Annotated in this window: 20 protein-coding genes and 1 tRNA gene; 18 read left to right on the forward strand and 3 right to left on the reverse strand. The window is 67.1% G+C overall.

Translation table 11 applies throughout. The features are described 5' to 3' along the window. Nucleotides 1-68 precede the first annotated feature (68 nt). Genes rpoZ through IB278_RS01625 form a run of 3 tightly spaced genes read right to left on the reverse strand, consistent with a single transcriptional unit; the run spans nucleotide 69 to nucleotide 1,846 of the window. Complete coding sequence (rpoZ, locus tag IB278_RS01615; RefSeq protein WP_015867100.1) at nucleotides 69-272, reverse strand: DNA-directed RNA polymerase subunit omega; 204 nt, start codon at nucleotides 270-272, stop codon at nucleotides 69-71. A 30-nt stretch (nucleotides 273-302) separates the two neighbouring features. Continuing rightward, nucleotides 303-923, reverse strand: a complete 621-nt coding sequence (gene gmk / locus IB278_RS01620) for a guanylate kinase (RefSeq protein ID WP_015867099.1) — start codon at nucleotides 921-923, stop codon at nucleotides 303-305. Between the two features lie 8 nt (nucleotides 924-931). Beyond that, complete coding sequence (locus tag IB278_RS01625; RefSeq protein WP_025569636.1) at nucleotides 932-1,846, reverse strand: YicC/YloC family endoribonuclease; 915 nt, start codon at nucleotides 1,844-1,846, stop codon at nucleotides 932-934. A 91-nt stretch (nucleotides 1,847-1,937) separates the two neighbouring features. On the opposite strand from IB278_RS01625, the gene IB278_RS01630 reads away from it, so the two are divergent. The 18 genes from IB278_RS01630 (at nucleotide 1,938) to IB278_RS01715 (ending at nucleotide 20,478) form a co-directional block, all read left to right on the forward strand. Next, entirely contained in the window at nucleotides 1,938-2,945 is a 1,008-nt protein-coding gene (locus IB278_RS01630; protein ID WP_015867097.1) for a serine/threonine protein kinase, read from the forward strand. After that, complete coding sequence (locus IB278_RS01635; protein WP_015867096.1) at nucleotides 2,942-3,856, forward strand: PP2C family protein-serine/threonine phosphatase; 915 nt, start codon at nucleotides 2,942-2,944, stop codon at nucleotides 3,854-3,856. Before IB278_RS01630 ends, IB278_RS01635 begins: the two co-directional genes overlap by 4 nt. A gap of 64 nt (nucleotides 3,857-3,920) precedes the next feature. Next, a complete protein-coding gene (rph, locus tag IB278_RS01640; protein ID WP_025569633.1) occupies nucleotides 3,921-4,652 on the forward strand; it encodes a ribonuclease PH in 732 nt (243 codons plus the stop codon). A 13-nt stretch (nucleotides 4,653-4,665) separates the two neighbouring features. Beyond that, nucleotides 4,666-5,265, forward strand: a complete 600-nt coding sequence (gene rdgB / locus IB278_RS01645; RefSeq protein ID WP_025569631.1) for an RdgB/HAM1 family non-canonical purine NTP pyrophosphatase — start codon at nucleotides 4,666-4,668, stop codon at nucleotides 5,263-5,265. Between the two features lie 3 nt (nucleotides 5,266-5,268). Beyond that, a complete protein-coding gene (hemW, locus tag IB278_RS01650) occupies nucleotides 5,269-6,528 on the forward strand; it encodes a radical SAM family heme chaperone HemW (RefSeq protein ID WP_192322471.1) in 1,260 nt (419 codons plus the stop codon). A gap of 32 nt (nucleotides 6,529-6,560) precedes the next feature. Then, nucleotides 6,561-6,648, forward strand: a tRNA-Ser gene (locus IB278_RS01655). Nucleotides 6,649-7,325: 677 nt separating this feature from the next. Continuing rightward, complete coding sequence (locus IB278_RS01660) at nucleotides 7,326-8,645, forward strand: MFS transporter (protein ID WP_192322472.1); 1,320 nt, start codon at nucleotides 7,326-7,328, stop codon at nucleotides 8,643-8,645. Nucleotides 8,646-8,674: 29 nt separating this feature from the next. Further along, nucleotides 8,675-9,877 carry a serine hydrolase domain-containing protein gene (locus IB278_RS01665; RefSeq protein ID WP_192322473.1) on the forward strand — a complete coding sequence of 401 codons (1,203 nt, stop codon included), beginning with the start codon at nucleotides 8,675-8,677 and terminating at the stop codon, nucleotides 9,875-9,877. Between the two features lie 8 nt (nucleotides 9,878-9,885). Further along, nucleotides 9,886-10,614, forward strand: coding sequence for an aspartate/glutamate racemase family protein (locus IB278_RS01670; RefSeq protein ID WP_192322474.1), 729 nt, complete (start codon nucleotides 9,886-9,888; stop codon nucleotides 10,612-10,614). Between the two features lie 54 nt (nucleotides 10,615-10,668). Beyond that, entirely contained in the window at nucleotides 10,669-12,096 is a 1,428-nt protein-coding gene (gene hydA / locus IB278_RS01675) for a dihydropyrimidinase (protein WP_192322475.1), read from the forward strand. Between the two features lie 25 nt (nucleotides 12,097-12,121). Beyond that, nucleotides 12,122-12,877 (forward strand): aspartate/glutamate racemase family protein, encoded by a 756-nt coding sequence (locus IB278_RS01680; protein ID WP_145740376.1) that lies wholly within the window; start codon nucleotides 12,122-12,124, stop codon nucleotides 12,875-12,877. Nucleotides 12,878-12,940: 63 nt separating this feature from the next. Then, the gene (locus IB278_RS01685) at nucleotides 12,941-13,648 is read left to right on the forward strand and encodes a GntR family transcriptional regulator (RefSeq protein WP_145740378.1); all 708 of its coding nucleotides are present in this window, start codon (nucleotides 12,941-12,943) and stop codon (nucleotides 13,646-13,648) included. A gap of 19 nt (nucleotides 13,649-13,667) precedes the next feature. Beyond that, nucleotides 13,668-14,558 carry a LysR family transcriptional regulator gene (locus IB278_RS01690; RefSeq protein ID WP_145740380.1) on the forward strand — a complete coding sequence of 297 codons (891 nt, stop codon included), beginning with the start codon at nucleotides 13,668-13,670 and terminating at the stop codon, nucleotides 14,556-14,558. Nucleotides 14,559-14,689: 131 nt separating this feature from the next. Next, nucleotides 14,690-15,664 carry a Bug family tripartite tricarboxylate transporter substrate binding protein gene (locus IB278_RS01695; protein WP_192322476.1) on the forward strand — a complete coding sequence of 325 codons (975 nt, stop codon included), beginning with the start codon at nucleotides 14,690-14,692 and terminating at the stop codon, nucleotides 15,662-15,664. 4 nt (nucleotides 15,665-15,668) lie between these two features. Beyond that, nucleotides 15,669-16,850: a CaiB/BaiF CoA transferase family protein gene (locus IB278_RS01700; protein ID WP_145740383.1), complete on the forward strand. Its 1,182-nt coding sequence runs from the start codon at nucleotides 15,669-15,671 to the stop codon at nucleotides 16,848-16,850. Further along, nucleotides 16,847-17,605 carry an enoyl-CoA hydratase gene (locus IB278_RS01705; RefSeq protein ID WP_145740385.1) on the forward strand — a complete coding sequence of 253 codons (759 nt, stop codon included), beginning with the start codon at nucleotides 16,847-16,849 and terminating at the stop codon, nucleotides 17,603-17,605. Before IB278_RS01700 ends, IB278_RS01705 begins: the two co-directional genes overlap by 4 nt. Before the next feature lie 138 nt (nucleotides 17,606-17,743). Continuing rightward, nucleotides 17,744-18,685, forward strand: coding sequence for a class I SAM-dependent methyltransferase (locus IB278_RS01710; RefSeq protein ID WP_225612650.1), 942 nt, complete (start codon nucleotides 17,744-17,746; stop codon nucleotides 18,683-18,685). Between the two features lie 554 nt (nucleotides 18,686-19,239). Further along, nucleotides 19,240-20,478, forward strand: coding sequence for an HlyD family secretion protein (locus IB278_RS01715; RefSeq protein WP_225612651.1), 1,239 nt, complete (start codon nucleotides 19,240-19,242; stop codon nucleotides 20,476-20,478). The last annotated feature ends 33 nt before the right edge of the window (nucleotides 20,479-20,511 follow it).

Genomic DNA, 20,511 nt, shown 5'->3' on the forward strand with positions numbered 1-20,511 from the left:
GCGTCCAGACGTAAAAAAAGCACCGCTCGGCGGTGCCTTTTCGTTGCAGGGCTGCGTCAGAACAACGATCAGCCCGGCACCTTCTTGAGCATTTCGAGGCCGATCTTGCCTTCGGCGATTTCGCGCAGGGCCGTGACGGCGGGCTTGTTCTTGCTCTCGATCTTGGGTGCATGGCCCTGGCTCAGCATGCGCGCACGGTAGGTGGCGGCCAGGACCAGCTGGAAGCGGTTGGGGATCTGAAGCAGGCAATCTTCGACGGTGATGCGGGCCATGATGGAATCTTTCGGTCGGTGAGCAGGAAATCAGGGGATGTTCAGGGCGGCGAATGTGTCGGCACGTGCGCGGCGCTGTGCAGAATACCGAAGCCGCTGAGCGTGGACGATCGCCTTGAGATCGAAAAGCGCGCGCTCAAATAACTCGTTGATTATAACGAAGTCGAATTCCCCCGCCCGGGCCATTTCTTCGGCGGCGTTCTTGAGGCGCAGCTCGATGACGGCCGCGCTGTCTTCGCCGCGCCGCTCCAGCCGGGAGCGCAGTTCTTCCCAGCTGGGCGGCAGGATGAAGATCATGACCGCATTGGCGAAGGTCTTGCGGATCTGGATGGCGCCCTGGAAGTCGATTTCCAGGATGACGTCGGCCCCCTGGGCAATGCGCTCCTCGATGGCCTTCTTGGAGGTGCCATACCGGTGCCCGTGCACGTGGGCCCATTCCACGAAGCCGTCCGCCGCGATCATGGCGTCGAATTCGGAGGGCGAGGTAAAGAAGTACTCCCGGCCGTGCTTTTCCTGCCCGCGCGGCGGCCGGGTGGTGTGGGAAACCGAGGGCTGGACGGCCGTGTCCAGCTCCATGAGCGCCTTGACCAGGCTCGATTTGCCGGCACCGCTCGGTGCCGCCACGACAAAGATGTTGCCTGGATAGTCCATTCGCTCGCTCATTCGATGTTCTGTACCTGTTCGCGCATCTGCTCGATCAGCACCTTCATGTCCACGCCGATGCGGGTGAGCTCCAGCGCCGCCGACTTGGAGCCCAGTGTATTGGCCTCGCGATGCAGTTCCTGGATCAGGAAGTCCAGCCGCTTGCCGATTTCGCCGCCCTTCTTGAGCAGCCGCTCGATCTCGTCGAGGTGCGAATTCAGGCGCGTGAGCTCTTCCGCCACGTCGATGCGGATGGCGAAGGCGGTTGCCTCGGTCAGCGCGCGGTCCTGGGCGGCCTCGGGCAGGGTGCCGCCGGTCAGGCCCATGGCTTCCTGCCAGCGCTCCAGGAAACGAGCGCGCTGCTGCTCGACCAGCTGCGGGATCAGCGGACCGGCCTGTTCGACCAGGGTGCGCAACTGGGCCAGGTGGGCCTCCAGCATCTTGGCGAGCCGCGCGCCTTCGCGCTGGCGGGCCGACATCAGCGCATCCAGCGCCTTGCCGGCCACCTCGAGCAGGTCGCTGCCCCAGTCGCCGCGCATGGCGCTGTCGCCGCCGGCCAGGCGCAGCACGTCGGCCACGCTCAGTTCGCGGGCGCCGGGCAGCCAGGCCTTGATGCCGTCCTGCACGCCGTTGAGCCGCTGCAGCAGCTTGACGGAGGGCTCGACGACGCCCGCCTGGGCGGTGTTCTCGATGGCGGCGCGCACCTCGACCTTGCCGCGCTTGAGCTTGCCCGTGAGCAGCTCGCGCAGCGCGGTTTCATGCTGGCGCAGTTCCTCCGGCAACTTGAAGGTGAGGTCGAGGAAGCGGCTGTTGACCGAGCGGATTTCGACCCCGAGGCGGCCCGCGGCGGCAGGCCGTGCTTCGGCTTCGGAGTGGCTGCCGGCGGGGCCGTTCTGGCCACTGGCATAGCCGGTCATGCTGTAAACTGGCATTGCGCCTCACTATGGTTTTGCTTGCAAGCACCGAGGCGTCGGCATGGCGTTCGCTTGCCGCACCATCGCCTTCGGGCGAAACTCCCGGATTATGTCAAAGGTCAAGCCTTCGCCCCTGCTGCCCGATACGGTCATTGGCGGTTACCGCATCGTTCGCCGGCTTTCCGCAGGCGGTTTTGGCGTTGTCTACCTCGCCATCGACCCCAGCGGACAGCAGGTTGCTATCAAGGAATACCTGCCATCTTCGCTGGCCACGCGCGGGCCGGGCGAGCTCACGCCTGAAGTCGCACCCGAAAAGCTCTCGCTCTACCGGCTCGGCCTCAAGAGCTTTTTCGAGGAAGGGCGCTCGCTCGCGCAGATTTCGCATGCCTCGGTGGTCAGCGTTCTCAACTTCTTTCGCGAGAACGAAACCGTCTACATGGTCATGAACTACCTGGAGGGCGCCACCCTGCAGGACTTCGTGGTGACCGCGCGCGACCTGAAAAGGCCCAAGGTCTTCCGCGAATCGACGATCCGCTCGCTGTTCGACGAGATCCTGCGCGGCCTTCGCATCGTGCACCAGTACAAGATGCTGCACCTGGACATCAAGCCCGCCAACATCTTCGTCACCGACGACGACCGGGCGGTGCTGATCGACTTCGGCGCCGCGCGCGAGGTGCTCAGCAAGGAGGGCATCTTCATCCGCCCCATGTACACCCCCGGCTTTGCCGCACCCGAGATGTACCGGCGCGACTCGTCGATGGGCCCCTGGACCGACATCTACGCCATTGGCGCCTGCATCTACGCCTGCATGCAGGGCTACCCGCCCAACGACGCCCCGCGCCGCATCGAGAAAGACCGGCTCAGCCTGTCGCTGTCGCGCCTGCGCGGCGTGTACTCCGACAACCTCATCGAGGTGGTCGAATGGTGCATGTCGCTCGACCCGCTCTCGCGCCCGCAGTCGGTCTTTGCGCTGCAAAAGGAACTCAGCCGCGAAGGCGAGCGCCGCTACACCAAGCTCACCGTCGGCGAAAAGGTGCGGCTTTCATTCGACAACATCCGCTCCTTCGACAAGAAGGCCCTGCCCAGGGCGGCGGCACCTACCACGCGCCCGGCATGAAATTCTCGGTATTCCAGGTCAGCCGCAAGGGCGGCCGTCTCAAGAACGAAGACCGCATGGGCTACTGCTACACGCGGGAATCGGGCCTTTTCGTGCTGGCCGACGGCATGGGCGGCCACCCCGAGGGCGAGGTTGCGGCCCAGTTGGCGCTGCAGACCATTGCGGCCCTCTACCAGCGCGAAGCGCGCCCCACCGTCAAGGACGTCAAGGCCTTCCTGGCCGAATCGGCCATGGCGGCGCACCAGCAGATCATGCGCTATGCCAGCCACAAGGCCATGCTCGACACGCCGCGCACCACCGTCGTCGCGGCGCTGCTCCAGGGCACCACGGCCACCTGGATGCACTGCGGCGACTCGCGCCTCTACGTGGTGCGCGACGGCCGCCTGCTGACCCGCACGCGCGACCATTCGCATGCCGAGCGCCCGCGTCCGCATGGCGCGGACATGCCGGTCAACCGCAACCTGCTGCTCACCTGCCTGGGCTCGCCGACCACGCCGCTGTTCGATATTTCGGCCCCGCTGCAGCTGCAGCGCGGCGACCGCATCATGCTGTGCTCCGACGGCGTCTGGGGCGTGCTCGACGACGCCGTCATCGTGCACACGCTGTCCTCCGACAAGCCGGTGTCCGATGCCGCGCCCGACCTGGCCGAAATGGCATTGCGCAAGGGTGGCGCGCACAGCGACAACGTCACGCTCATCGCCCTCGAATGGGAGATGCCCGATTCCACGGGTGAAGACCGCGGCGTTTCCACCGAGACCATCGACGACGGCGTCTTTGCCTCCACCATCCAGGCCGGCATGCCCGCGGACGGCGAGCTTGATGCGCTCGACGACCTCGACGAAGACGCCATCGAGCGCTCGATTGCCGAAATCAACGAAGCCATTCGCCGCTCTGCCGCCAAGAAAACCTGATCCCCTGGCTGCTTCGGTTTGCGTAGCCGTCTGCGCTTTTTGTTCCACATACCTCTCATAGAAAATGACTGCTTTCACACGAAGCGGCGGCCGTGCCGCCGACCAGTTGCGCCCGGTGCGCATCACCCGCGGTTTCACCATCCACGCCGAGGGCTCGGTGCTCATCGAATTCGGCCAGACGCGCGTGCTGTGCACCGCCTCGGTCGAAGAGCGCGTGCCGCCGCACAAGCGCGGCAGCGGTGAAGGCTGGGTCACGGCCGAGTACGGCATGCTGCCGCGCGCCACCCACACGCGCAGCGACCGCGAGGCCGCCCGCGGCAAGCAAAGCGGCCGCACGCAGGAAATCCAGCGCCTCATCGGACGCTCGATGCGCGCCGTGTTCGACCTGGCCGCGCTGGGCGAGCGCACCATCCACCTCGACTGCGACGTGCTGCAGGCCGATGGCGGCACCCGCACCGCCGCGATCACCGGCGCCTTCGTTGCCGCGCAGGACGCCGTCAACAAGCTGCTGGCCGCCGGCACGATCCCCGCGTCGCCCATCAGGGGCCACGTGGCCGCCATTTCCGTCGGCATCGTTGCCGGCACGCCGCTGCTCGACCTCGAATACACCGAAGACTCCGCCTGCGATACCGACATGAACGTCGTGATGACCGGCGCCGGCCACTTCGTCGAAGTGCAGGGCACCGCCGAGGGCGCGGCCTTCTCGCGCGAAGAGATGAACCTCCTGCTCGGCCTGGCCGAGAAAGGCATTGGCGAACTGATCGTGCTGCAGCAGCAGTCCCTCCTTTCGAAGTGATCGGTCGATGGCGATGAAACTGGTCCTGGCCTCCAACAACGCCGGCAAGCTTGCCGAACTCCAGCAGCTGTTTGCGGAGCTGGCAGTGACGCTCGTGCCCCAGTCGGCATTGGGCGTGGGCGAGGCCGAGGAGCCGTTTCGCACCTTCGTCGAAAACGCCCTGGCCAAGGCGCGCCATGCCAGCGCCGCAACGGGCCTGCCGGCCATTGCGGACGATGCGGGGCTTTGCGTCGACGCCTTCGGCGGGCTGCCGGGCGTGGACACCGCGTTCTATGCCACGCAGTTCGGCTATGCCAAAGGCGATGCCAACAACGTCAAGGCGCTGCTCGAGCAGCTCGACGGCGTCGCCAACCGGCGCGCCGCGCTCGTCAGCACGCTGGTTGCGCTGCGCGGGCACGATGACCCCGAGCCGCTCATCGCAGTCGGTCGCGTGGTCGGTGAAATCACGCACGCGCCCATCGGCGACAACGGCTTCGGCTTCGATCCCGTCATGTACCTGCCCAACTTCGGCAAGACCTTTGCCCAGCTGCCGCCCGAGGTGAAAAACGCCAACAGCCATCGGGGCCAGGCGGCCAAGGCCATGCTGGCCCTGATGCGCGAACGCTGGTTCTGAGTGATGGCCTCTGTCGTTCCGATCCAGCCTGCGCAGCCCGCCGGCGCACCGCAGGCCAACGACGTGCTGCACTGGATGCGGCCCGGCCCGCTGCAGCTGGCGGCGCTGCCGCCGCTGTCGCTCTACATCCATCTGCCCTGGTGCCTGCGCAAGTGCCCGTACTGCGACTTCAACTCGCACGAGTGGCGCGCCACCAGCGAGGCCGAGGCTGAGGGCATTCCCGAGGCGGCGTACGTCGACGCGCTCGTTGCCGACCTGGACGCCGCGCTGCCGCTCATCTGGGGCCGCACCGTCCACACCATCTTCATCGGCGGCGGAACGCCGAGCCTTTTTTCGCCGCAGGCCATCGACCGCCTGCTCAGCGACGTGCGCGCCCGCCTCAAGCTGGCGCCCGAGTGCGAGATCACGCTCGAAGCCAATCCCGGCACCTTCGAGCGCAACCGCTTCCGCGCCTACCGCAGCGCGGGCGTCACGCGCCTTTCAGTGGGCGTGCAGAGCTTCAACGACGGGCACCTGAAGGCGCTGGGCCGCGTGCACGACCGTGCCCAGGCCATTGCCGCCCTGGAAGAAGCCGCGAGCGCGTTCGACACCTTCAACCTCGACCTGATGTATGCGCTGCCGGGCCAGACGCTCGAGGGGCTGGACGCCGACCTGACCCAGGCGCTGGCGCTCGCGCCGCCGCATATCTCGGTGTACCACCTGACCATCGAGCCCAACACCTGGTTCGCCAAGTTTCCGCCGGCCCTGCCCGAAGACGACCTGGCCTACGCCATGCTCGACCGCATCACCGAGCGAACCGCCGCCAGCGGCATGTCGCGCTACGAGGTGTCGGCCTATGCGCGCAGCGGCCACACCTGTGCGCACAACCTCAACTATTGGCAGTTCGGCGACTACCTGGGCATTGGCGCGGGCGCGCACAGCAAGCTGAGCTTCGCGCACCGCATCGTGCGCCAGGTGCGCTTTCGAGAGCCGCGCCTGTACATGAGCAACGCCCGCGCCGGCGCTGCCGTGGCGCAGAGCGACGAAGTGGCGCTGGCCGACCTGCCGTTCGAGTTCATGCTCAATGCGCTGCGCCTGAAGGAAGGCTTCACGCTGCCCCAGTTCAGCGAGCGCACCGGGCTTGCCATGACCAGCATTCAAAAGGGGCTGGAGGAAGCCGAGCGCAAGGGCCTCGTCGCGCGCGACCTCTATCGCGTGTGGCCCACCGAGCGCGGACTCGATTTTCTGAGCGACCTGCAGTCGCTCTTCCTGCCCGAGGAGTGAGCGGCCGGGGCCAGCATAAAATCGACGGTTCCGGAGAGTTGGGTGAGTGGTTTAAACCAGCAGTCTTGAAAACTGCCGACGGGCAACCGTCCGTGAGTTCGAATCTCACACTCTCCGCCAGAATCAGTCTGAGCAAGTTTCAAGAAGTCCCGCGCGGTCCATGCGACGGGACTTTTTTCATTGGGGACGCATCCGTATTCCCGCTGCTCGGCTCGGGGGGAAGCACCATCAGAAGTGTCAGGGATCTCGGTGGGTGCCGCTTTTACAGGCGTAGCGTCGCTACGCAGGCGTGGCAACGCTCGGCGGCGATTCGAGCGTGGTTCTCCACCGTCTTATCCACCGCAATGGTGGAGAACTTTCCCTCGGTGAGCGGCCCCATCGAGGGCGGCCCCCGGCGAGGTTGTACACATTTGGTAGTACATATCGACCATAACTAACTGCGGTGTGTCTGGAGGCTGCAGCTCAGGCCGTTTTTCTGTCCCGCAGACCGCGCATTGGTCTTGAGGCACCTGGCTGCTCGCCATTAAGTGTTTACGATAGTGTCGATTAAAATATAAACATCATTGTTGACAATGATGTCGACGAAACTTAGATTCGCTCCACAGCCTGCGGTCGATTGCTGAAGAACGGCGCCGACGCAGGCTGCCTTCCCGCCGATGGGCCGCGGAAGCCGGATGCGCCGAAGAGCGCACGGGCGTTCCTTGCACAGCGGCCTGCCGTGCTTCAACCATGCGATGGGGTGCGCCTTCGCGCCGGGCTCCGGGCCCTGCGGCAGTGCGCCTTCAAGGAGACAACCAATGCAATCGACAACGACGGTATCGGCGCCTGCGGCGTCCGCCAACCCAGCCCACCAGCCCACCAAGGTGCGCTGGAAGATCTTCCTGATGATGTTGTTCCTGATCTCGATCAACTACATCGATCGCGCCTCGCTGTCGGTGGCCATGCCGCTGATTGCCAAGGAGTTCGACATCGGGCCCGCGGTGCAGGGCCTGCTGCTCAGTTCCTTCTTCTGGACCTATGCGCTCATGCAGATTCCCGGCGGCATGCTGGCCGACCGCTACGGCCCGCGCGTGGTGATTGCCGGCGCGACGCTGGGCTGGGGCTTCTTCCAGGCGATTGCCGCCGCCTGCACGGGCTGGGTTCCGCTGCTGCTGACCCGCCTGGGCCTGGGGGCGGCCGAGGCGCCGATCTACCCGGCGGGCGGCAAGCTCAACGGCATCTGGATGACCCAGACCGAACGGGGCCGCGGCGCCACCTTGCTCGATGGCGGCGCGCCGCTGGGCGCCGCGCTCGGCGCGATCCTGATCTCGGGGCTGATCGCCGTGCTCGGCTCCTGGCGCATGGCGTTCGCCATTGCCGGAGGCGGGACCGTGCTGGCCGGCTACTTCGCCTGGCGCTACATCCGCAACCATCCGCGCCAGCATCCTGGCGTGAACGAGGCCGAGGCGCGCTACATCGAGGCCAGCCATGCAGCCGACGCCGCCAAGGAATCGGCGGACGCGAGCGGACGGGTGCTCGACTTCTTCCGCTTCCGCTCGGTGTGGGGCATGTTCTTCGGCTGGATGTGCTTCAACGCGCTGTTCTACGGCCTGCTCACCTGGATGCCGAACTACCTGTCGAAGGTGCACGGCTTCGACATCAAGCAGATGGGCGGTGCGGTGTTCATCATGTTCTTCTCGGGCTTCGTGGGCGAGATGTTCGGCGGCTGGCTGGCCGACAAATGGCAGGCGGCCGGCGCCTCGCAGAGCAAGGTGCTGCGTACGCTGTTCGGCATCTCGTCGATCATCGCCACCATCGCCATCTTCATGGTGACGCAGATCAAGGATCCGGTTGCGGTGGTCGTGCTGCTGTCGGTGACGCTGTTCTTCCTGCGCTGGTGCGGCCTGTTCTGGTGCGTGCCCTCGATCCTCGGCACGCGCGCCCGGGTCGGCTTCCTGGGCGGCACGATGAACCTGGGCGGCAACGTGGCGGGCATCGGCGTGCCGATCGTGGTGGGCCTGATCGTGCAGGCGACCGGCTCGTACTTCATGGCGCTGATGCTGTTCACGGCCGCGGGCGCGGGCCTGTTCGTCTGCTCGACGATGCTGATCGACTACAGCAAGAAGCTGCCGGTCTGAGGCACGCAACCCTCCAGGAGAAGACAACCATGTCCATGGTCCATGTCCGCCCTGCGGCCATCGCGCTGGCCTTGCATCTGGCCCTGGCCGGCAGCGCGCTGGCCCAGTCCGTGGCCCCGGCCGACGACGCCCGGCCCGCGATCGCCGCCGCAATGCCCGAGGCCGCCGGCGTCGATTCGCGCCCGCTCGTGCGGCTGTCCGAGTGGATCCGCAAGGAAGATCTCGACGTGCGCAGCTTCCTCGTGGTCAAGGACGGCAAGCTGGTCTTCGAGCGCTACAGCCGGGGGCTCGGCCGCGACCACAACTACGAGCTGTACTCGATCACCAAGAACGTCACGGCGCTGGCCGCTGGCGTGCTGATCGACGAAGGCCGAAGCCGCCTCGACGAGAAGGTGGCGCCCGTGCTGGCCAAGGCGCGCCCGGACCTGCAGGCGGCGCTCGCGGACAAGCAGGCCATCGAACTGCGGCATGTGATGTCGATGTCGACCGGCCTGTTCTACGACTTCAAGCCAACCGACGATCCGATCTATTACGGCGCGCCCGATCGCCTGAAGCTCGCCGCCGAGACCACGCCCAGGCGCCCGCCCGGCGAAGCCTTCGACTACACCGACGTCAACCCGATTCTTGCGAGCGCGACGCTGGGCGCCGATGCCGGCATGCCGCTGCACGCCCTTGCCGAGCAGAAGATCTTCAAGCCGATGGGCATGACGCACTACGCCTGGGAGCGCGCCGACGGCAAGGGGCTGGTGTCGGCCGGCTGGGGTCTGCGGCTGCGTGCCGTCGACATGGCCAAGCTCGGCATGCTGGTGCTCTCGGGCGGCCGCTGGAACGGCCGGCAGATTGTGTCGCAGGCCTGGATGCGGACCATGACCGCGCCGTCGTCGGCGCCGTGGTACGGGCAGTTCTGGTGGATCAACGACATCGTCGCCACCGAGCCCGAGGTGCATGCCATGGGCTTCAAGGGCCAGTTCATCGTGGCGTTGCCGGAGCGCAACGCGGTGGTCGTGATGACCAGCATGCTGCCCATCGAAGGCGGCCTGCGCGAGTCGAAGAACGTGCTGGCGATCCGCAAGATGGTCAAGGACTTCGTGCTGCCCGCGCTCGACAATCCCTCGCACGCCGCGCCGACGCCCGCCCGCCGCAAGGCCCTGGCGCACGAGCTCGACCTGGCCTCGCGCCACCAGGGAAAGCCCGGCGCACCGGCCGACCCGACCGACACCCCTCGCCTCTGAAGACGACCATGACCCCACGCAAACTCATCGGCGTGCTCACGCCCTCCTCGAACACCGCGCTCGAGCCGCTGACCAGCGCGATGGTCAGCGGCGTGCCCGGCGTCTCGGCGCACTTCTCGCGCTTCACCGTCACCGAGATCTCGATGCGCGGCGCCTCGCTCAGCCAGTTCGACGACAGCAAGATCCTCGAGGCCGCGCGGCTGCTGGCCGACGCGCGCGTCGACACCATCTGCTGGAGCGGCACCTCGGCCAGTTGGCTCGGCTTCGAGAAGGACGAGGCGCTGTGCGCGCGCATCACCGAGGCCACCGGCATTGCGGCCAGCACCTCGGTGCTGGCGCTCAACGAGCTGCTGGCCGCGCAGGGCGCGCGCACGCTCGGCCTGGTGTCGCCCTATGTCGAGGACGTGCAGCAGCGCATCGTCGCCAACTACGCGGGCATCGGCATCGACTGCGTGGCCGAACGGCACCTCGGCCTGACGGTGAACTTCGCATTCAGCGAGGTCGAGCCCGACACGCTGCGCCGCATGCTGCGCGAGTTGGCGCAGCAGCGGCCCGACGCGATCACCATCATGTGCACCAACCTGCACGGCGCGCAGCTGGTGGAAGAGATGGAGCGCGAGCTCGGCATTCCGATCTACGACTCCGTCGCCACCGTGGTGTGGCGGGCGCTGAAAACCGTCGGCATCGATCCCGGCGCCGTGCGGGGCTGGGGCCGGCTGTTCGGGCCGCCGGCCTGAGCGCCTTCGCGCAGCCGCGCAGACAAGACACCGACAGACCCACAGAGAAAGAACATGACCTTCCGCGACCTCGACCTCGTGGTGCGCAACGCCCGGGTTGCCACCGCCAGCGACACCTTCGATTCGGACATCGGCATCCGCGACGGCCGCATCGTGCAGCTGGGCCTCGCGCTGCCGGCCGGGCGGCGCGAGATCGATGCCGCCGGCCGCTACGTGACGCCGGGCGGCGTCGACGCCCATTGCCACCTCGACCAGCCGATGGAGCCGCCGGTGCGCATGGCCGACGACTTCGACACCGGCACCCGCGCCGCGGCCTGCGGCGGCACCACCACGGTGATTCCGTTCGCGGCGCAGCACAAGGGCCAGTCGCTGCGCGCCGCCGTGCAGGACTACCACCAGCGCGCCGAAGGCCGTGCCCACGTCGACCACGCCTTCCACCTGATCGTCAGCGACCCGACCGAGGAGGTGCTGAAGCACGAGTTGCCGCAGCTGATCGCCGAGGGCTACACCTCCTTCAAGATCTACATGACCTATGACGACCTGAAGCTCGACGACGGCCAGATCCTCGACGTGCTGGCGGTGGCCAGGGAGCATGGCGCGATGGCCATGATCCATGCCGAGAACGCCGACTGCATCGAATGGCTGACCAGGCGGCTCGAAGCCAGCGGCCGCACCGCACCGCGCTTCCATGCGCATGCGCGGCCGATGCTGGTGGAACGCGAGGCGACCCACCGCGCGATCGCGCTGTCGGAGCTGGTCGACGTGCCGATCATGATCGTGCACGTGTCGGGCCGCGAGGCCGTCGAGCAGATCCGCTGGGCACGTGCGCACGGCCTGAGCGTGTTTGCCGAGACCTGCCCGCAGTACCTGTTCCTGACGGCCGAGGACTTGGGGCTAGACGACAGCTACCAGGGCGCGCGCTGCGTCTGCAGCCCGCCGCCGCGCAACCGCGAGAACCAGCAGGTGATCTGGAACGGCCTGTCCGACGGCCTGTTCACCATCTTCTCGTCCGATCACGCGCCGTTTCGCTACGACGCGCCCGAGGGCAAGAAGCCCGGCGGCGAAGAGGTGGCCTTCCGCCACATTCCCAACGGCATTCCGGGCATCGAGACGCGGCTGCCGCTGCTGTTCTCGCACGGCGTGCTCGACGGGCGCATCACGATCAACCGCTTCGTCGAGCTCACCTCCACCAATCCCGCCAAGGCCTACGGGCTGCATCCGCGCAAGGGCACGATTGCCGTCGGCGCCGACGCCGATCTCGTGGTCTGGGGCACCACGCCGCGGCCGGTCCGCAATGCCGACCTGCATCATGCGGTCGACTACACGCCCTACGAAGGCATCGAGGTCAAGGCATGGCCCGCGCTGACATTGGCGCGCGGCGAAGTCGTGTGGGACGGCGAGCGCTTCCATCCGCGCGCCGGGCGCGGCGAATTCCTGCGCCGCACGCAGCCGACGCTGCTGCCGGCGCGCCGGCCCCACTGAAACCCGAACGCCCTGGAGACCCGCCATGAACCTGCTGCTGATCAACCCCAACACCTCGCAAAGCGTCTCGGACCTGATCGCGGCCGAGGCCCGGCGCGCCGCCGCGAGCGACACACGCATCGAGGTGCTGACGGCGCCCTTCGGCGTGGCCTACATCGAGACCCGGTTCGAGTCGCTGATCGGCGCCTATGCGGCCGCCACGCTGGCCGCGGAGCATCACGCGCGGCACGATGCGATCGTGGTTGCGGCCTTCGGCGACCCCGGCATCGACGGCCTGCGCGAGGCGCTCGACATTCCGGTGGTCGGCCTCACCGAGGCGGCGCTCATGAGCGCCTGCCTGCTCGGCAAGCGCTTCTCCATCATCGCGATCTCGCGCCGCATCACGGCCTGGTACCGCGAGTGCGTGCAGGCCAATGGCCTTTTGGAGCGGCTCGCGAGCATCCGCAGCCTGGAGGGGCCGCTCAAGGATATCGGGCGCGTGCAGGACGACCATGGCGAGCGTCTGCAGGCGCTCGCCATGTCGGCCGTCGAGGATGACGGCGCGGACGTGATCATCATCGCCGGCGCGCCGCTGGCGGGCCTTGCGCGCTCGATCAAGGACCGGATCCCGGTGCCCGTGGTGGACGGCGTGTCCAGCGCGGTCTGCCATGCGCAGACGCTCGCATCGCTGGCGCCCGCGCCGGCGCGCCTGGGCAGTTTCGCGCCGCCGCCGCTCAAGCCGAACCAGGGGCTGCCCGATGCGCTGGCGCGCCTGCTGGCCCGCGATGCCGCCCGCGCCTGAGGCCGCAGCGGACGCCGCGCGCCACCCGGCCGCGGGGAGGGCTCGTCGATAGAATCGGCTGCGATGTCCACCAAAGCTTCAGTACGCAAGGCCAGTGCCGCCAACTCCCGCGAGCACAGCGTCGACGAGATTGCCGAGAAGATCTCGGCGGCGATCCTCGAGCACCGGCTTGCGCCGGGCACCAAGCTCGGCGAGGACAGGCTGGCCGCGATCTTTGCCACCAGCCGCGCGAAGGTGCGCGAAGTGCTGGCCCGGCTGGCGCACGAGCAGATCGTCGAGCTGGTCCCGCAGAAGGGTGCTTTCGTTGCCAAGCCGACCATCGAGCAGGCGCAGGACGTGTTCGAGGCGCGCCGGCTGATCGAACCGGGCGTTCTGCGCCGGCTCGTCCGCACGCTCGACGACGTGAAGCGCCAGCGCCTGCGCCGCCACATCGACCTGGAGGCTGACGCGCGCAGCCGCGACGACAAGCGTGCCATCGTGCGCCTCTCGGGCGAATTCCACGTGCTGCTGGCCGAGCTCGCCGGCAACTCCGCGCTGGCCCGCTCGATGCGCGAGCTCTCGGCACTGACCTGCCTGATCATCTCGCTGTACGACGCGCCCACTGCCACCAGCTGCCGCGCGGACGAGCATGAGGAAATCGTCGCCGCGGTGAACCGCGGCGACGTCCAGCGCGCCGAGAAGCTGATGCTCCATCACCTCGACCACATCGAGCAGAGCCTGAAGCTGGACAGCAGCGCGGAAGAAGCCGATCTGGAGAGCGTGTTCAGCTGATGGTGCGGCGAGCGGCGCCATGAAGCTCGACTCCACCACCGTCCAGCTGGTCCTCTGCATCGCCGAGGAAGGCAGCATCTCGCGGGCCGCCGACAAGCTGAACCTGGCGGTGGCGGCTGCCTCCAAGCGCGTGACGGACCTGGAGGCGCAGCTGGGCGCCAGGCTGTTCAAGCGGGTGCCGCACGGCGTCTTGATCACCGAGGCCGGCAGCCGGCTGATGGCGCACATCCGGCAGATCGACAACCTCATCGGCCGGCTCGAAGGCGATGCCCAGGCGCTGGGCCGCGGCCAGGACGGGCGCATCCTCATCGGCGCGCCGAAGGCGGCCATCATCCAGTTCCTTGCGAATGACATCGCCCGGCTGCGTGACGCCTATCCGCAGATCACGCTGAAGATCCTGGAGGAGAACAGCAAGATCGTGCAGCAGCTGCTGCGCGACAAGGTGATCGACGTCGGCATCTACGAGAAGAAGAGCGGATTCCTGGACCTGCCGAAGTTCGACTACCGGCAGGACCGGCTGGTGCTCGTGTACAGCCGCCGGCATTTCCGGTTTGCGGATGCGGCTGTTGGCATCGACGACTTCCTGGACTTGCCGGTCGTGAGCCTCGGCAAGGGCTCGGCGATCCTGTCCGCCCTGCAGGGGGCCTACCGCAGCCGCGGCCGATCGTTTCCGAACAACTTCTCGACCAGCGGCTTCGACACCATGCTCGCGCTGGTGCGCCACGGCCTGGGCGTGGGCCTGATGCCGCCCGAGGTGCTGCGCAGCTTCCACCCCGAAGACGACCTGGGTTCGGCCGAGATCGAGGGCGACTGGCACCAGCGCGCCTATGTGCTGTCTTGTGTCGAAGGCCATGCGCAGGCGCAGACGCTGCGCAACGTGGTGGCCCAGTTGATCGGCGCCAGCACCTAGAAGAAAGCAGCGCTCCTGCGGCCACGGCTTCGCGGATCACGAAGCCAGGCATGCCTTCCACGTTCTTGCGACGTCCTCTGCGCTACGGGAGAGTAGCGGCACGACTACAGCAGAGACAAAGGACGCACGACATGAAACGCCGAGACTTCATCGCGGCCAGCGCCGGCGCGCTGGCCGCACCCTGGGCCCTGGGAGCCACCGAGCTGCCCAAGGGCATCGTCAAGATCTACGTGGGCTGGGCGCCCGGCGGCGGCACCGACGTGTTCGCCCGCATCGTGGGCCAGCAGCTCTCGCAGCTGTGGGGCCGCTCGGTGGTGGTCGAGAACAAGCCCGGCGCCACCGGCGCGCTGGCCGCGGACTTCTTTGCGCGCACCCGCTTCACCGAGGGCGTGAACCTGCTGATGGCCCACGTCAACACCCATGCCATCTCGCCGCACATCTTCAAGAGCATCAGCTACGACCCGCTGAAGGACTTCGCGCCCGTTGCCATGGTCGGCGCCACGCCGCACATCCTCGTGACCCGCGCGAAGAACTCCGCGGGCTCGGTCAAGGAGGTGGTCGAGCAATGCAGGCAAAGCCCGGGGAAGATCAGCTTCGGCTCCTCCGGCACGGGATCGGTGCAGCACCTGGCGGCCGCGATGTTCAACTTGGCGGCCGAGGTCAAGAGCATCCACGTGCCCTACAAGGGCTCGGGTCCGATGCAGACGGACCTGATCGGCGGGCAGATCGACTACAGCTTCGACACCATGACGGCGGCCACGGCGCAGGTCAAGGCCGGGCGCATGGCGGGCATCGTGCAGACGCGCCTGCAGCGGGCCAAGGGCTTTCCCGACATGCCGACCATGGACGAACAGGGCTTCAGGGGCTTCGACGTTTCCAGCTGGTATGGCGTGGTCGGTCCCAAGGACATGTCCAGGGACCTGGCGCTGCAGATCAACGCCGACATCAACAAGGTGCTGGCACTGCCGGATGTGGTTGCGCGCTTCGACGGCTATGGCGTGGAGGACGGCGGCGGATCGGTCGACAAGTTCGCGGCCTTCATGGCCGCCGAGTTCAGGAAATGGGGCGAGGTGGTGCGCACCGCCAAGGTCACCGAGGAGGGCTGAAAAAATGAACCAGGCAAGACAACTGCCGCTGCAGGGCATCCGGGTGCTGGACGTGAGCCAGGTCATGGCCGGGCCGTTCGCCTGCATGCTGCTGGCCGACCTCGGGGCCGATGTGATCAAGGTCGAGCCGCCGGGCGGCGACCAGACGCGCGGCGCCATGGGCTTCAAGATGAAGGGGCCGGACAGCATGGGCTTCCTGAACATGAACCGCAACAAGCGCTCGCTGACGCTGGACCTCAAGAGCGAGGAGGACCGCGCGGCCTTCTACAGGCTGGCCCGGACCGCCGACGTGATCGTCGAGAACTACCGTCCCGGCGCGGTGCAGCGCCTGGGCATCGACTACGAGTCGATCAAAAAGATCCATCCGAAGATCGTGTACGTCAGCATCTCCGGCTTCGGCCAGAGCGGCCCGTGGGCCGAGCGGCCGGGCTTCGACCTGATGGCGCAGGCCATGTCCGGCGTGATGAGCGTGACCGGCTACCCCGGCGAGAAACCGGTCAAGGCCGGCGTGCCGGTGGCCGACATCGGCTGCGCGCTGTTTGCCACCTACGCGCTGCTGGCGGCCTACATCGGCGCACAGAAGTCGGGCGTGGGCCAGCACATCGACGCCTCGCTGTTCGACGCGGCCATGGCCTTCTCGGTCTGGGACATGTCCGAGTACTGGGGCACGGGCGTGCCGCCGGCACCGCTGGGCACCAGCAACAAGATGAGCGCGCCCTACCAGGCGGTCAAGGCGCGCGACGGCTACTTCGTGATGGGCGCGACCAACCAGAAGCTCTGGACCCGGCTGTGCGAGCTGCTGCAGCGGGCGGACCTCGCCGCGCACCCGGACTACGCCAGCGTCTCGCTGCGCCTGAAGAACCGCGAGGCGCTGATCGAGGTGCTGGAACGGGAGTTCGGCCGGCGCGACAGCGCCGACTGGATCGACGCCATGCTGGCCGCCGGCATCCCGGCCGGGCCCATCCTGTCGTATCCGGAGGCCTTCGAGGGCGAGCACGGCACGCACCGCCGCATGTGCATGGAGATCGACCACCCGATCGAGGGCAAGGTCAGGAACATCGGCTTTCCCGTCAAGCTGCTGGGTACGCCGCAGCAGGTGCGCCGGCACCCGCCATTGCTGGGCGAGCACAACGAGGAAATCCTGGCCGAGATCAACGCGCCGGCCGGCGCGGCGGTGGCCTCATGAGTCCTGCTGAATGCGTGCAGCTCGGCGTCCATGCGTCGGGCGTGGCCGAGATCGTGATCCATCGCCCCGAACGCCACAACGCGATGACGCGGGAGATGTACGAGGCGCTGCTGGAGCACATCGGCACGTGCGCGCGCAACCCGGCGGTGCGCAGCGTGCTGTTCAAGGGGGCGGGCGGCAAGTCTTTCATCTCGGGTACGGACATCGCCCATTTCAAGGACTTCCAAAGCGGCCGCGACGGCATTGCCTACGAGGCTTTCGTGGAGCGCGTCATCGATGCGGTCGAGCGCATGCCCTTGCCCACCGTGGCCGTGGTCGACGGCTGGGCCGTTGGCGGTGGCCTGGCGCTGGCCACGGCCTGCGATTTCCGGGTCTGCAGCGACGCATCGCGCTTTGGTGCGCCGATTGCCAGGACGCTGTCCAACACCTTGTCGTCGCGCAACATCGCGCGGCTGCAGGCCGCCCTGGGCGTGCCGCGGGTCAAGCGGATGCTGCTGCTCGCCGACCACCTGACGGCACAGGAAGCGCTGACCTGCGGCTATGTGCATGCGGCCTGTGCGGCGGGCGAGCTGGATGCCGCAGCCCATGCGCTGGCAGGGCGGCTCATGGCGCTGTCGCCGGTCACGCACAAGGCCGTGAAGGAGAGCATCCGCCGCATCGTCGCCGAGCAGCGGCTGGACGACGATGACCTGATCGACGAGGTGTATGGCAGCCAGGCATTCCGCGACGGGGTGGCCGCTTTCATTGGCCGATGACAGGCGAATATCGATGCCTGAGATGACCCAAATGAGGTAACCAACAGGTCAGTTTTTAAATCGCGCAGCTTGTAAACGTATTAAAAATACTGACAGCGGAATCCAAAGTCATGTAATTCTTAAGCATAACTTGTCTCAATGCCGGCCCGGTTTTTTGAAGGATTCAAGATGATTGGAGACATCTTATTGCCGCATGCGAGCTTGAAACGCTCGGGGGCTTACTTCGAATCGGGACTCGAACGCAAAACCGACGCCATTACCGCCAATGCCACCTATTTTGGAAACGCGCAGTGGGCCCAGGAATACCTGGATTTCTGCCACCGCGATGCGCATTTCAAGAGCCGGTGGCTCGCGGCCGCCGGCGACTGGACCGACAAGGTGGTCATCGACCTGGGCTGCGGGCCGGGCAACATCTTTGCCACCCTCGGTGGAAAGCCGCGGCTCCTGATCGGCGTGGACGTCGCGCCCGGCTCGCTGGAGCTGGCGGCCAAGCTGGGCTATACGGCGGTGCTGGCCGATGCGGCCTACACGCCTTTCCGCTCGCAGGTGGCGGACATCGTCGCCATCAATGCGTCGCTGCACCATTGCGACGACATGGCCGCGGTGCTGCGGGAGGGGGCGCGGCTGGTGAAGCCGCATGGACTTTTGGTCACCGACCATGATCCGCAGCTCACCGCCTGGGATTACAGGGGCCTCGCCAGGCTGATGTGGGATGCGCGGCTGTGGGTCTACCGGGCGATCGGGCATGGCTTCCACAAGACCGGCAGCCAGCAGTCGTGGGGGCTGCGGACCGAGGTCCATCACCAGCCGGGCGACGGGGTCACGAAGGAATTCTTCCATTCGACGCTGGAGCCGCTGGGTTTCGAGGTGCGCGTCTACCCGCACAACCACCAGATCGGCGCCGATGCGCTGCGCGGCGTGGTGGGGCCGGCGCAATGGAAATACCGCCTGGGCAACATGCTGTCCGGCCGGCGGCCCTCGTCGCCTACGAGCGCGCTGTCGCTGATGTGCGTGGCTCGGCGCCGCGGCGAGCCCGCATCGGTTGCGGCGGCCGTGCCGGAACAGCGAACACCAGGATGACCTCGCATCCGGCCGGGCCGTTTCCGGCTGCATCCCTGTTGCGATGGCTGCGCCAGGCGGCCTGAACAGCCCCGGACACGATCGGTATCGTTACTGAATCTTCCCCGCAGCCACATTTCCGCGGCTTCGCGGTCAAATGACGAGGTGCCCCGCCGTGCCGGCTTGCGGCACCTTTCGCCCCGGCCTCTCCGAGGGAAAACCCGGCCCTTGCGCCGCTCTGCATGCCCAATGCGGCCTTTTGTGGTCAATTGCGCGCAATCCGACAGCAATGTAGGACTTTTTCTCGACCTTCGGTGTTGCCGGAATGTGAATTCAGCACATCTTGTTTCGCACCGAAGCAGTCCTGACCAGGGTTTGGACGTACCTTGATATTGCACCGCAACATGCGGACGCGAGTTCGTGGCTCGGCGTCCGTGTGCTGCGGGGCAGGTCCTTCAATTTGATATCGCGCCGCTTCATGCGGCGCGATTTGGTTTTCACGAGAGGTGGCTATGCGTGTGTCAAAACCGGGTTCGGTTCTCTTTCCTCAGTGCCAGCGGCGCATCGCTGGTGCCATGGGCGGCCGCGTTTCCGGCGCTGGTTGCCGGCGCCGGCAATCGGGCGCCTTCGTTCCCAAGCTCGCGGCCTATGCGCTGCTGGCCTTCGTGCTGTGGCTGATGGTTGCCACGCTGGTCCAGCCGCTGTTGTCTTCGCAGGCCACCCGCGCCGTCCTGCAGGCGCCGGTGGGCCTGATCACTTCGCCGATCAACGGCGTGGTGTCGCAGATGGTGGTGCATGCGCGCGACAAGGTGGAGCCCGGCACCATCGTGGCCACGGTGCGCAACCCGACGGTGAGCCAGGAAATCCTCACCACCCTGAGGTCGCAGCGTCTTTCGCTGCAAAGCCAGCTGGCCCAGCTCGGCAACCAGTACAAGTCCGACAACCAGGAGATGCGGTCCGTCGGCCAGGAAGCCGGCGTTCACCGCGAAGCCTCGCTGGCCCAGGCCTGGGAGGCCTGGCAGATCGCGCGGCGCCAGCGCGACGTGGCGCACAGCGTGGTGGAAGAGCAGGAGAACAAGGTCCGCACCAACCAGGCACTGCTGGAGCAGGGCGCGATCAGCGAGCAGGTGATGAACGCCTCCATGGCGCAACTGAACACGGCGCGCGCCAATGCCGCGGTGGCGGAACAGTCCTTTGCCGGCCAGGCCCAGACGGTGGCGAGCGCCGGGCAGGGCGCCTTCGTGGGCACCGGCGGCAGCAACCTGTTCCAGACGCTCGCCAGCCGCCGCGAGGCGCTGCGCAACAGCGTCGGCCGCGCCCAGCAGGACGCCGCCGCCATCTTCAAGCAGCTCAAGGAGGTCAGGGACCTCGAGGAAGAGGAGCGCCGCCGGGTCGAAAAGCTCTCCTTCTACGAAATCAAGGCGTCGCAGGCGGGGCAGGTCCATTCCGTGCTCGCACCCGAAGGCGCGTATGTCACGGCGGGTGCCTCGCTGGTGCGGGTGACCGACTGCAGCCGGCTCGGCGTGGTGGCGGTGTTTCCGGCGCGGGTGGCCAAGCGGCTGGGTATCGGCTCCGTGCTCGACGTGAAGCTCGCTGAATCCGCGAGGCCCGTGCCGGCGCGCGTGGAGCAATTGCTGCCCGTGGCCTCGGACGCGCTGCAGAGCACCTACAGCGTGCCGTTCCCGTTTGCCGAGCAGGGTTCCATCTACGCCGTGGCCCGCATCGAAGGCAAGGAGCCGCAGGAGGCTCCGCCGGACGGCGGCGGCAACATGTGCGCGCCCGGCAAGGTGGTGTCGGCCAGCCTCAGGTCCTGAGCGCAGGCGCAAAGGCAACCCCGTCCGCATCGG

The organism is Variovorax sp. VRV01, assembly GCF_014852545.1.
Classification (GTDB): Bacteria; Pseudomonadota; Gammaproteobacteria; order Burkholderiales; family Burkholderiaceae_C; genus Variovorax; species Variovorax beijingensis_A.

Coding starts and splice junctions, on each gene's coding strand:
- gmk (WP_015867099.1), bottom strand. CDS start 923: ATGGACTATCCAGGCAACATCTTTGTCGTGGCGGCACCGAGCGGTGCC.
- IB278_RS01635 (WP_015867096.1), top strand. CDS start 2,942: ATGAAATTCTCGGTATTCCAGGTCAGCCGCAAGGGCGGCCGTCTCAAG.
- IB278_RS01670 (WP_192322474.1), top strand. CDS start 9,886: ATGACCCCACGCAAACTCATCGGCGTGCTCACGCCCTCCTCGAACACC.
- IB278_RS01710 (WP_225612650.1), top strand. CDS start 17,744: ATGCCGGCCCGGTTTTTTGAAGGATTCAAGATGATTGGAGACATCTTA.
- IB278_RS01665 (WP_192322473.1), top strand. CDS start 8,675: ATGTCCATGGTCCATGTCCGCCCTGCGGCCATCGCGCTGGCCTTGCAT.
- rpoZ (WP_015867100.1), bottom strand. CDS start 272: ATGGCCCGCATCACCGTCGAAGATTGCCTGCTTCAGATCCCCAACCGC.
- rph (WP_025569633.1), top strand. CDS start 3,921: ATGACTGCTTTCACACGAAGCGGCGGCCGTGCCGCCGACCAGTTGCGC.
- IB278_RS01625 (WP_025569636.1), bottom strand. CDS start 1,846: ATGCCAGTTTACAGCATGACCGGCTATGCCAGTGGCCAGAACGGCCCC.
- IB278_RS01700 (WP_145740383.1), top strand. CDS start 15,669: ATGAACCAGGCAAGACAACTGCCGCTGCAGGGCATCCGGGTGCTGGAC.
- rdgB (WP_025569631.1), top strand. CDS start 4,666: ATGAAACTGGTCCTGGCCTCCAACAACGCCGGCAAGCTTGCCGAACTC.
- IB278_RS01680 (WP_145740376.1), top strand. CDS start 12,122: ATGAACCTGCTGCTGATCAACCCCAACACCTCGCAAAGCGTCTCGGAC.
- IB278_RS01685 (WP_145740378.1), top strand. CDS start 12,941: ATGTCCACCAAAGCTTCAGTACGCAAGGCCAGTGCCGCCAACTCCCGC.
- IB278_RS01630 (WP_015867097.1), top strand. CDS start 1,938: ATGTCAAAGGTCAAGCCTTCGCCCCTGCTGCCCGATACGGTCATTGGC.
- IB278_RS01705 (WP_145740385.1), top strand. CDS start 16,847: ATGAGTCCTGCTGAATGCGTGCAGCTCGGCGTCCATGCGTCGGGCGTG.
- hemW (WP_192322471.1), top strand. CDS start 5,269: ATGGCCTCTGTCGTTCCGATCCAGCCTGCGCAGCCCGCCGGCGCACCG.
- hydA (WP_192322475.1), top strand. CDS start 10,669: ATGACCTTCCGCGACCTCGACCTCGTGGTGCGCAACGCCCGGGTTGCC.
- IB278_RS01695 (WP_192322476.1), top strand. CDS start 14,690: ATGAAACGCCGAGACTTCATCGCGGCCAGCGCCGGCGCGCTGGCCGCA.
- IB278_RS01715 (WP_225612651.1), top strand. CDS start 19,240: ATGGGCGGCCGCGTTTCCGGCGCTGGTTGCCGGCGCCGGCAATCGGGC.
- IB278_RS01690 (WP_145740380.1), top strand. CDS start 13,668: ATGAAGCTCGACTCCACCACCGTCCAGCTGGTCCTCTGCATCGCCGAG.
- IB278_RS01660 (WP_192322472.1), top strand. CDS start 7,326: ATGCAATCGACAACGACGGTATCGGCGCCTGCGGCGTCCGCCAACCCA.